The sequence below is a fragment of the Litoreibacter sp. genome (assembly GCF_058136045.1).
In genome coordinates this window covers 1-1043 of record NZ_JBYVDD010000023.1, presented here as the reverse complement: position 1 = coordinate 1043, position 1043 = coordinate 1, and the positions used below count along the sequence as shown (strand labels likewise).

The following is a 1043-nucleotide window of genomic DNA, read 5'->3' as shown; positions in this document are numbered from 1 at the left end:
TTCGACACAACACCGGCGCCAACAGTACGGCCACCTTCGCGGATCGCGAAACGGAGGCCTTGCTCCATGGCGATCGGTGCGATCAGTTCAACGTCGAACTTCAGGTTGTCGCCCGGCATAACCATTTCCGTGCCTTCCGGCAGTTGAACAGTCCCGGTCACATCCGTTGTCCGGAAGTAAAACTGTGGACGGTAGTTGGCAAAGAACGGCGTGTGACGCCCACCCTCTTCTTTGGTCAGAATGTAGGCCTCGGCCTCAAACTTGGTGTGTGGTGTCACCGAGCCCGGCTTAACCAAAACTTGACCACGCTCAACGCCATCACGGTCGATGCCGCGCAGCAGAACGCCAACGTTGTCGCCAGCTTCACCGCGATCCAGCAATTTGCGGAACATTTCAACACCGGTACAAGTCGTTTTGCCAGTGTCGCGGATGCCCACGATGGCCAGCTCGTCACCAACATTCACAACGCCACGCTCGATACGGCCAGTTACAACTGTACCGCGACCAGAGATCGAGAACACATCCTCGATTGGCAGCAAGAACGGCTGGTCAACAGCACGTGTAGGTGTCGGGATGTACTCATCAACAGCAGCCATCAGAGCGCGGATCGAGTCCTCGCCGATAGCATTGTCGCGGCCTTCCATAGCAGCCAAAGCCGAGCCAGGGATCACAGGAATGTCGTCGCCAGGGTACTCATACGAGGACAACAGCTCACGGATTTCCATTTCAACCAGCTCAAGCAGCTCGTCATCGTCCACTTGGTCAACTTTGTTCATGTAGACGACCATGTAAGGGATACCAACTTGGCGGCCCAACAAGATGTGCTCACGAGTCTGTGGCATTGGGCCATCAGCAGCGTTCACAACCAAGATCGCGCCGTCCATTTGGGCAGCACCAGTGATCATGTTTTTGACGTAGTCAGCGTGGCCGGGGCAGTCAACGTGTGCGTAGTGGCGGGCCTCAGTCTCATACTCAACGTGAGCAGTCGAAATCGTGATCCCGCGGGCTTTCTCTTCCGGCGCGCCATCAATCTCGTCATAGGC

1 protein-coding gene is annotated in these 1043 nt (G+C 56.5%); it reads right to left on the bottom strand.

What is annotated here, in order from left to right; genetic code table 11:
* The coding region (gene tuf, locus AC3Y7R_RS16860; RefSeq protein WP_490043234.1) for an elongation factor Tu at window positions 1-1043 on the bottom strand (1043 nt) is incomplete at both ends.